The following is an 8,537-nucleotide window of genomic DNA, read 5'->3' on the forward strand; positions in this document are numbered from 1 at the left end:
GGGCGCGCGCCGCGGTGGCGTCGCGGGAGCCGTCGTCCACCACCAGCAGCTCGCGGAAGCCGGCCCGCCGGAGGGCGCGGACGGTGGCGCCGATCCGGTCTGCTTCCTGGTAGGCGGGGATGACGACGGCGGCCCGCTCCACCAGCGACGGGAGCGACGGGCTCATCCCCCGCTTCCCCCCTGCGCGGGCGCGGCAGGCGAGACGGGGGGCGCGACCAGCGCCGGGTAGGGCGCCTGCGTGCCCGGCTTGGTGCCGTAGGAGCCGCTGGCCAGGCCGCCGAGCAGGTAGACGGCGCTCACCTGGCCCGCCACGTGGTCGATGTCGTCGACGCTGGAGACGCCCTGCGTCCGGGCCAGCGGCGTCACCACCGACGGCTGGAGCGTCGAGGGCTCGGCGGCCACCGCGCGCACCCCGTTCTGGCGCAGGGCGGCCAGCAGGCCGCCGGCCAGGTCGGCCGCCTGGCGCGAGGAGAAGCCGTCCAGCCCCACCAGGACCAGCGCGGCGTCGTAGGGACCGGGCTGGAAGACGCTGGCGCGGAGGAGCCCTTCCTCGATGGCGAGGCGCGCGAAGAGCGGTCCGTCGACGCGGCCGCCCCCGGGTCCCGGCGCCTGGAGCGGCGTGCCCAGCTGCGCCACCAGGGCCTGCACCGCCGCCTGCTCTAGCCCCTGCCGGTCGTCGGCCGGGAGGCCGAGGGCGGCCGACCAGGCCTCCCAGTCGCTGGATCGCGGCGGCTCGAGGGGGCCCAGGAAGGTGGCCACCAGCGTCACCTGGGCGCCGGCCTGCTCCAGCAGCGAGCGGACGGCGCTCTCCTCGTCCGGCGAGCCCAGGTCGAAGAGGGCGACGCGCAGGCCCTGGAGCCGCCCGCCCACCAGCAGGTCGAGGAGCTCGCCGTGCGCCTGCTGCTCCTGGGCCAGCGACTGGCTCAGCTGCTGCACGCGGCCGGCGAGGCTTTCGTTCTCGCCGCGCAGGCGGTCGTACTGGCTCTCCAGGCGGGTGATCAGCCCCTGCTGCGTCTGCGTGACGGGCTGGCGGTCGGCCAGCGAGAGGCCCAGGAGGAGACCGATCCCCAGCGCCAGGAAGACGGCCACCAGGGAGATGACGTGTGTGCGCAGATCGATCAAGGCGGAGCCTCCCGCAGCGGCGAGGACCGCGTCCGCGCGCTCAGAATCCTGCGGCCACGCGCAGGTTCAACCACCACAAGAGCAGGAGCGACCGCAGGGGCGGGGAGATGCCGAAGATGACGGCCAGCGGCAGGAGGCCGGCCAGCACCAGCTGCCAGAGGCCGGTGTAGCGGCGCGGCGGGCGGTAGAGCTGGCTGAGGCCCTTGGCGTCCACCAGCCGGTCGGCCGCCTTGAGCCGCGCCAGCAGCGTGCTGGCCATACCCTTTCGGCCCTTCTCCAGGAAGTCGATCATCCCCGTGTGGCTGCCCACCGCCACGATGAGCGAGGCGCCCGCCTCGTAGGCCATGAGCAGGGCCACGTCCTCGCTGGTGCCGCGCGAGCGGACGACGTGGGCGTCCAGCCCGAGGCTCCGCACGCGCTCCAGACCGGGCGAGCGGCCGTCGGGATAGGCGTGCACCACCCGCTCCGCCGCCCGGCGCAGGGTCTCGTCCTCCACGCTGTCCATGTCGCCGACCACCAGGTCCGGCAGGAGGCCGAACTCGCGCAGGGCGTCGGCGCCGCCGTCGACGCCGATCAGCACCGGCCGCTCGTGGCGGATGTAGGCCAGGCAGGCCTCCAGGTCCTCTTTGAAGTGCGGGCCGCGCGCCACCACCAGCGCGGGCCGCCCCCGCAGGCGGGTCTGCAGGGGCGGTACGGGAAACGGTTCGAGGATCAGCTCCTTCTCGTGTTGGGCGTAGCTGAGGGTGTTCTCCAAGAAGGCGCTCCACTCATCGCGCAGGTGGCGGTAGGAGCGCTCGATCTCCCGGTGCACCAGCTCGCGGTCGACGATCCGGCCCTCGGCCAGCAGCCGTCCGCCGGCGAAGAGGCGTCCGTCCACCACCTCGACGCTCTCGCCCTCGTGCAGCGCCTCCATCACCGACGGGCCGAGCGAGTCGACCACCGGCACGCCCTGTTCCACCAGGAGCGGCGTTCCCCGCGCGGGGAAGCCTCCCGAGAAAGAGGGGCTGGCGTTGAGGACGGCGCGCACGCCACGGTCCAGCAGGCTCCGGGCGGCCACCTCGTCCAGGTCGCAATGGTCGATGACGGCGATCTCGCCCCTGCGAAGCCTGCGGGCCAAGTCCTTGGTCCTGCGGTCCACCCGGATCCTGCCGGCGACGTGCATGGCCGGTCTTTCACCCCGCTCCACGCTCACAATTATAGGACACGTGAAGACGGGCACCGTTCCGCTCCGGAGGCTCGACCGCGGGGCCGCCGCCTCCTGCCGCCCCGCTCCGGACGGTTAGCCGGCGCGGCTCTCCAGGCGGAGGCGGTCGGCCAGCATGGCGATGAACTCGGAGTTGGTCGGCTTGCCGCGTTCGGACCGGATGGTGTACCCGAAGATGCGCTGGGCCGCCTCGGCGTTGCCCCGGGTCCAGGCCACCTCGATGGCGTGGCGGATGGCCCGCTCCACGCGGCTGGGGGTGGTGTCGAAACGCTTGGCGATGGCCGGGTAGAGCTCCTTGGTGACGCCGCCCAGCATCTCCACGTGGTCGACGATCATCAGGATGGCCTCGCGCAGATAGTGGTAGCCCTTGATGTGGGCGGGGATGCCCATCTCGTGCAGCAGGTTGGAGACCTCGATGTCGAGATGGCGGTCGGTGAGCGCGGGCGAGGCGGGAACGATCTCGTCGCGGACCAGCTGGCGGACCCGCTTGGCCAGGATGTCGAGCGTGAACGGCTTCAGGATCAGGTAGTCGGCGCCCAGTGCCACCGCCCGCTGCGAGATGTTCTCCTGGCCGAAGGCGGTGAGCAGCACCACCTTGGGGCGGCGGCTGCCCGCGGGCCTGGCGTTGAGCGCCTCGAGCACGCCGATGCCGTCGAGCCTGGGCATGATCACGTCCAGGATGACCACGTCCGGCTCCTCGCGCTCGATCAGCTCCAGGATCTCCTCGCCGTTGTTGGCCACGCCGCAGAGGCGGAAGTCGGGCTGCGACTCGATGAACTCGGCCAGCAGGTCGCAGAAGTCGGCGTTGTCGTCCGCGATGCAGATCGTGGTCGCGGAAGAGAGACGGGAGAGTGACGCCACCCCGTTTGGACCCCCTCGTGGATGAGTCGAAGGCGCCGGTGCGCTTTCGCATAGGAATGCGCGTCCGACGGGCCGTACCCTTCCGCGGGTCGGCCGGGGATCGATCGCAAATCTCGTCAGCCTTCGCGGCCCCGCGGGGCGGCCGCCGCGGCCCGCGGAGGCGAGGGGACGGGGGCGGCGGCCGCGGCCGCGCTCCGGCGCCGTCCCCGCCTCTCAGGAAGCCATCGAGCGTTCCGCGCCCCCCTGTAGCAGGCCTCCCTGCTCCAGCATCCACTGGGCGAAGACCCCGTAGCCCCGCGTGGGGTCGTGGATGAAGACGTGGGTCACCGCGCCCACCAGCCGTCCGTCCTGGAGGACGGGCGAGCCGCTCATCCCCTGCACGATCCCCCCCGTCGCATGGAGCAGCCGAGGATCGGTCACCCGGAGGATGAAGGAGCGCGCGCTGGGCTGGTCGGAATGGATGACGCGCTCGATCTCCACCCGGAAGGCCTCGGGCCGCAACCCCTGGACCACCGTGATCATCTCCGCCGGGCCCGGGTGGACCTGGTCCTCCCAGGCCACGGGCACCGCCGGCTTGGCCGGCGGCCGCCCCGCCAGCCGGCCGAAGACGCCGAAAGCGGTGTTCGCCCGGATGGTGGCCAGCGGGTGCTGCACGTTGAGAAAGACGCCCACCTTCTCCCCCGGCTGGCCCTGCCGGCTCGGCTGGACCCCCGAGACCAGGGCGGTGACGAACTTGCCGTCCCGCATGGGGTACGGGTCGCCGTGCTCATCGCTGACCCGGTGCCCGAGCGCCGCCACCGTCCGCGTCGCAGGGTCATAGAAGGTGACCGTGCCCACGCCGGCGGCGCTGTCCCGCACCCAGACGCCGAGCCGGTACTGGCCGTCGATCTTCCTCGGGCGCGCCTCGAGGGTGAGGACGGCCGGCCCGCGCTGCACCTGGAGGCGGAGGGGACGACCGCTCCGTCCGGCCGCCTGGACGGCCTGGACCAGTGCGTCGATGCCTTCCAGCCGCCTCCCGTCGGCCGCCAGGAGGACGTCGCCGGGGCGGAGACCGGCGGCACGGGCCGGGGAGTCCGCCCCCGAGGCGAGCGACTGGACGACGGCACCCCGGGCCCGGAGCATCACCCCCACCGACTCGCCGCCCGGCACCACCTCCACCGGGGGCATGACGTGGACGGTCACCGGGCGGCTGGCTGCCTGAAACCACGGCAGAAGGGGCAACCTTGCCGTGTAGCGGCCGGGTACGCCGGCGTCGATGCGGCCTTCCAGCGGTGCCAGGAGGGTGAGGCGACTGCCCTCGCCGGTCCAGATGGCGGACGGGAAGGAGGCCCAGCGCAGGAGCTGCGGCGTCCCGCCCGCCAGGAGGAGGAGTCCGGCGAGGAAGGCGGCGTAGAGCGCCCGCTTCGCGGGTCGTCTCATGGCGCTCACGCTCCCCGCTGACGGGACGAACGGTGCGCGAAGGCGCCGCTCGCCCGTCGCGGGTTAGACTGTCCGGGCCGATCGCGGGCTTATGTGGCGGTTCTTTCGTACGGTAGAAGTCTTCGTCTGCGGGGAGGGGACGGAGCCAAGGAAGGTTCTGGAAGCGACGACCACGCTCGTTCGTCGGTCAGGCGCCCAGCGCCTGCTCCTTCCAGAGGCTGGCCTGGCGGAGCAGATGGCGAGCGTGCTCCAGCGAGGAGGTGCGGGCCGGATCGCCGGCCAGCATGCGCGCGATCTCTCGCACCCTCTCCTCGCCCTCCAGGCGCCGGACGCGGGTGCGGGTGCGCAGCGCCGGGCCGCCCGCCTCCGCGTGGCCGGCCTCCCCGCCGTCGGCCGGCTCGACCAGCTTTTCGACGTAGAAGTGGACGTCGGCCAGGGCCGCCACGGAGGCGAGGTGGGTGACGCAGACCACCTGGCGGCTCCGCCCCAGCCGCGCCAGCCGCTCGCCCACCGCCCGGCCGGCCTCGCCGCCGACGCCGGCGTCCACCTCGTCGAAGACGAGCGTCTCGCGATCGTCGGCCTCGGCCAGCACCGTCTCCAGCGCCAGAAGGATGCGCGAGAGCTCCCCGCCCGAGGCCACCTCGGCCAGCGGCGCCGCCTTCTCGCCCGGGTTGACGGCCAGGACGAACTCCACCTCGTCGACGCCGCCGGGGTGGAAGGCGAAGCGCCCGCCCTCCAGCGGCAGGCCCTCGGGGTCCGCACGGCGCTCCAGGGCCACCTGGAAGCGGGCGTAGGGCATGCCCAGCGCCGCCAGCTCCTCCGGGAGCCGATCCTCCAGACGCCGGGCCGCCTCGCGGCGGAGGCGGGAGAGCTCGGCGGCGACGGCGGCCGCCTCCTCTTCCAGGGCCGCCGCCCGGCGGCGGAGCGCGTCGGCGTCGTAGCTGGCCTGCTCCAGGCTCTCCAGCTCGCGGCGGGCGCGCTCGCCGTAGTCGAGGATGGCCGCCGTGCCGCCGCCGTACTTCCTGCCGAGCTGCCGCAGGAGCATCAGCCGTTCCTCCGCAGCCTCCAGCGCACCGGGCTCGACGTCGAGGCGGTCGGCGTAGCGGCGCAGGAGGCTGGCCGCCTCGCCGGCCAGGGCGGCGGCCTCCTCCAGCATGGAGGCCGGCTGGGCGAGGCCGTCGTCCCAGCGGGCCAGCTCGCCCAGCTCGCGCGCTGCGGCGCCCAGCTGGACGAGGACGGCGGGCGGCTCCTCGGACTCCTGCAGGGCCTGGAGCCAGCGCTCGGCGCCCTCGCGCAGGCGTTCCAGGTGGCGCAGCCGCCCCACCTCCCGCTCCAGCGCCTCCTCCTCGCCGGGGCGGAGGCGGGCGGCCTCGATCTCCCGCACCTGGAAGCGGAGGAGATCGAGACGCGAGAGGCGCTCCCGCTCCAGGACGTCCGCCTCGGCCAGTTGGGAACGGACCTCCCGCAGGCGCGTGGCGAGGTCGCGGAAGCGGCGGCGCGCCTCCAGCAGGGCGGGACCGCCGAAGCGGTCGAGGAGCTCGCGCTGGCGGGAGGGGACGAGCAGTTCGGAGGTCTCCCGCTGGCCGTGGACCGCCAGCCAGCGGGCCGCCGCCTGGCGCAGCGTCGCCACCGTCACCGGGCGGTCGTCGATGCGCGCGCTGGAGCGGCCGCTGGCGCTCACCTCGCGCACCAGGAGCCGCTCCTCCCCCTCCGGCGAGGGCGGCTCGAGCCAGGCGGCGACGCGCGCCCGCGCGGCGCCGGCGCGGACCAGCTCGGGGCTGGCGCGGCCGCCCAGCAGCAGGCTGAGCGCGTCCACCAGGATGGACTTGCCGGCGCCGGTCTCGCCGGTCAGCACGTGGAAGCCCCGTCCGAACTCCAGCTCCTCGACCTCGATCAGGGCCAGGTCCCGGATCTCCAGGGCACGCAGCACCTCGACGCCTCCCCGCGCTCAGGAGCCGGAGGTCAGCTCCGCCAGGCGGGCGAGGAAGCGGCCCGCCGCCTCCGGCGGCTTGATCACCACGAAGACGGTCCGCTCGCCGGCCAGCGTGCCCAGCACCTCCTCGAAGTGGAGGATGTCGATGGCCTCGGCGACGCTGGCGGCGGTGGCGGGAAGCGTCTGGATGACCACCAGGTTGAGACTGGAATCATATCCCAGGATGCTCTCCCGGCAGATCCGTTTCAACTGGTCGACGCGGGCCGGATTGGGCGTCTCGGGGGGCGGCGCGTACCGGTAGCGGCCGTCGCCGGTGGCGATCTTGACCAGCTGAAGCTCGCGGATGTCGCGGGAGACCGTGGCCTGGGTGACGGGGAAGCCTTCCCCCGCCAGGAGTTCGGCCAGCTCCTCCTGCGTGGCGACGACCCGGCTCTGGACGAGCTCCAGGATCCTGCGCTGGCGCTCCGCCTTGCTGGTCAACCTCACCCCTCCCCCGGGGAGCGCAGTTCGGGACGTCCGGCCGCGGGGGGCTCGAGCCCCTCCATGCGCCGGAGGCCGTGGCGGATCGCGGCCACCGGGTGGTAGGCGGGCGGCCGCAGGAAGCGGATCTCCCGCGTGGAGAGGCGGACGCGCACCGCCTCGCCGGGCGGCACCTCGCGATGCCTCTGCCCGTCCAGCACCACCACCACGTCGTCGGCGCCCGGCGTCCTCACCTCCACCTCGCGTGTGGGGGCGACCACCGCCGGGCGCGGCAGCGCGGCGTGGGGCGCCACCGGACAGGCCAGGATGGCGGGGAGCGCCGGGTCGACCACCGGGCCTCCGACGGCGTAGGCGTAGGCCGTGGAACCGGTGGGCGTGGCTGTGATCAGCCCGTCCCCGCGGTAGCGGTAGAGCAGCTGCCCGTCCACGCGCAGTTCCACGTCCAGCGTCCGGCCGGAGCGCCGGCGGGCGACCAGGGCGTCGTTCAGCACCAGCGGCGGCGTCTCCTGCCGGCCGCCGACGCGCACCTCCAGGAGGCGGCGGCGGTCCTCCACCCAACCCTCGGCGGCGAGGAGGGGGAGCCAGGTCGCCTCCCCCTCCTCCCCGTCCCGGCCGAGCGCGGCCGAGGCGAGGAAGCCCAGATGGCCCAGGTTGACGGGCAGTACGGGGACGCCGGCCAGCGCCAGCCGCTCCGCCCACTGCAGGACCGTTCCGTCCCCGCCCAGCACGACCAGGCGGTCGAAGCCGGCCAGCGGCTCGGGCGCCTCCAGGCTCATCCGGGTCACCTGCCAGCCCTGCCGCCGGGCCGCGGCGGCCAGCGCCTCCGCGGCCCGGGCGGCGGCCGGCTTGGCGGGGTTGAAGATAACGCCCAGCCGCATCGACCGCTCTCCGGAGGCGGTCAGAGCCGCTCCACCACGGCCTGGGCGAAGCCGGAGGTGGAGACCTCGCGCGCTCCCTCCAGGTTCCGGGCCAGGTCGTAGGTGACGATCCGCTCGGAGATGGTCCGTTCCATCGCTTCCTGGATCAGGCGGCTCACCTCGGTCCAGCCGATCTGTTCGAAGAGCATGCAGCCGGAGAGGATGACCGAGCCGGGATTGACCTTGTCCTGGTTGGCGTACTTGGGCGCCGTCCCGTGGGTGGCCTCGAAGACCGCGTACTCGTCGCCGATGTTGGCCCCCGGCGCCATGCCGATACCGCCCACCTGGGCGGCCAGGGCGTCGGAGAGGTAGTCGCCGTTCAGGTTGGGCGTGGCGATCACGTCGTACTCCGCGGGGCGGAGGAGCGCCTGCTGGAACATGTTGTCGGCGATGCGGTCCTTGATCACCAGGCGGCCGGCGGCCTCCTCCTCGCCCAGGCGGTCCTCGCGGACCACCCGGCCGGCGAACTCCTCCTCCGCCAGCTCGTAACCCCAGTCGCGGAAGGCGCCCTCGGTGAACTTCATGATGTTCCCTTTATGGACCAGGGTGACCGACTTCCTGCCGTGCTCCAGCGCCCAGGCGATGGCCTTGCGCACCAGGC

Annotated in this window: 9 protein-coding genes; all 9 read right to left on the minus strand. The window is 73.8% G+C overall.

Translation table 11 applies throughout. From position 1 onward, the window contains the following. The coding region (locus K6U79_09815; GenBank protein MCL6522647.1) for a glycosyltransferase at nucleotides 1–166 on the minus strand (166 nt) is incomplete at its 3' end. Continuing rightward, entirely contained in the window at nucleotides 163–1,122 is a 960-nt protein-coding gene (locus tag K6U79_09820; protein ID MCL6522648.1) for a copper transporter, read from the minus strand. The genes K6U79_09820 and K6U79_09815, both read right to left, overlap by 4 nt. A gap of 40 nt (nucleotides 1,123–1,162) precedes the next feature. Beyond that, a complete protein-coding gene (locus K6U79_09825) occupies nucleotides 1,163–2,284 on the minus strand; it encodes a hypothetical protein (protein ID MCL6522649.1) in 1,122 nt (373 codons plus the stop codon). 117 nt (nucleotides 2,285–2,401) lie between these two features. Then, entirely contained in the window at nucleotides 2,402–3,151 is a 750-nt protein-coding gene (gene spo0A / locus K6U79_09830) for a sporulation transcription factor Spo0A (protein MCL6522650.1), read from the minus strand. 249 nt (nucleotides 3,152–3,400) lie between these two features. Next, nucleotides 3,401–4,606 (minus strand): SpoIVB peptidase, encoded by a 1,206-nt coding sequence (gene spoIVB, locus K6U79_09835; GenBank protein ID MCL6522651.1) that lies wholly within the window; start codon nucleotides 4,604–4,606, stop codon nucleotides 3,401–3,403. Nucleotides 4,607–4,793: 187 nt separating this feature from the next. Beyond that, nucleotides 4,794–6,536, minus strand: a complete 1,743-nt coding sequence (gene recN / locus K6U79_09840) for a DNA repair protein RecN (protein MCL6522652.1) — start codon at nucleotides 6,534–6,536, stop codon at nucleotides 4,794–4,796. A gap of 18 nt (nucleotides 6,537–6,554) precedes the next feature. Further along, on the minus strand, nucleotides 6,555–7,019 hold the full coding sequence (locus K6U79_09845; GenBank protein ID MCL6522653.1) for an arginine repressor: 465 nt from the start codon (nucleotides 7,017–7,019) through the stop codon (nucleotides 6,555–6,557). 2 nt (nucleotides 7,020–7,021) lie between these two features. Beyond that, nucleotides 7,022–7,897 carry an NAD(+)/NADH kinase gene (locus K6U79_09850; GenBank protein ID MCL6522654.1) on the minus strand — a complete coding sequence of 292 codons (876 nt, stop codon included), beginning with the start codon at nucleotides 7,895–7,897 and terminating at the stop codon, nucleotides 7,022–7,024. A 20-nt stretch (nucleotides 7,898–7,917) separates the two neighbouring features. Continuing rightward, nucleotides 7,918–8,537, minus strand: a 620-nt coding sequence (locus K6U79_09855; protein MCL6522655.1) for an NADP-dependent isocitrate dehydrogenase, incomplete at its 5' end; no start/stop codon positions are given.

It is taken from the genome of Bacillota bacterium (genome assembly GCA_023511835.1).
GTDB lineage: Bacteria > Bacillota > Sulfobacillia > JAIMAT01 > JAIMAT01 > JAIMAT01.

What these genes read in the sequence shown, in the direction of transcription:
- K6U79_09825 (MCL6522649.1), bottom strand. Translation starts at nt 2,284, where the DNA reads ATGCACGTCGCCGGCAGGATCCGGGTGGACCGCAGGACCAAGGACTTG.
- K6U79_09850 (MCL6522654.1), bottom strand. Translation starts at nt 7,897, where the DNA reads ATGCGGCTGGGCGTTATCTTCAACCCCGCCAAGCCGGCCGCCGCCCGG.
- spoIVB (MCL6522651.1), bottom strand. Translation starts at nt 4,606, where the DNA reads ATGAGACGACCCGCGAAGCGGGCGCTCTACGCCGCCTTCCTCGCCGGA.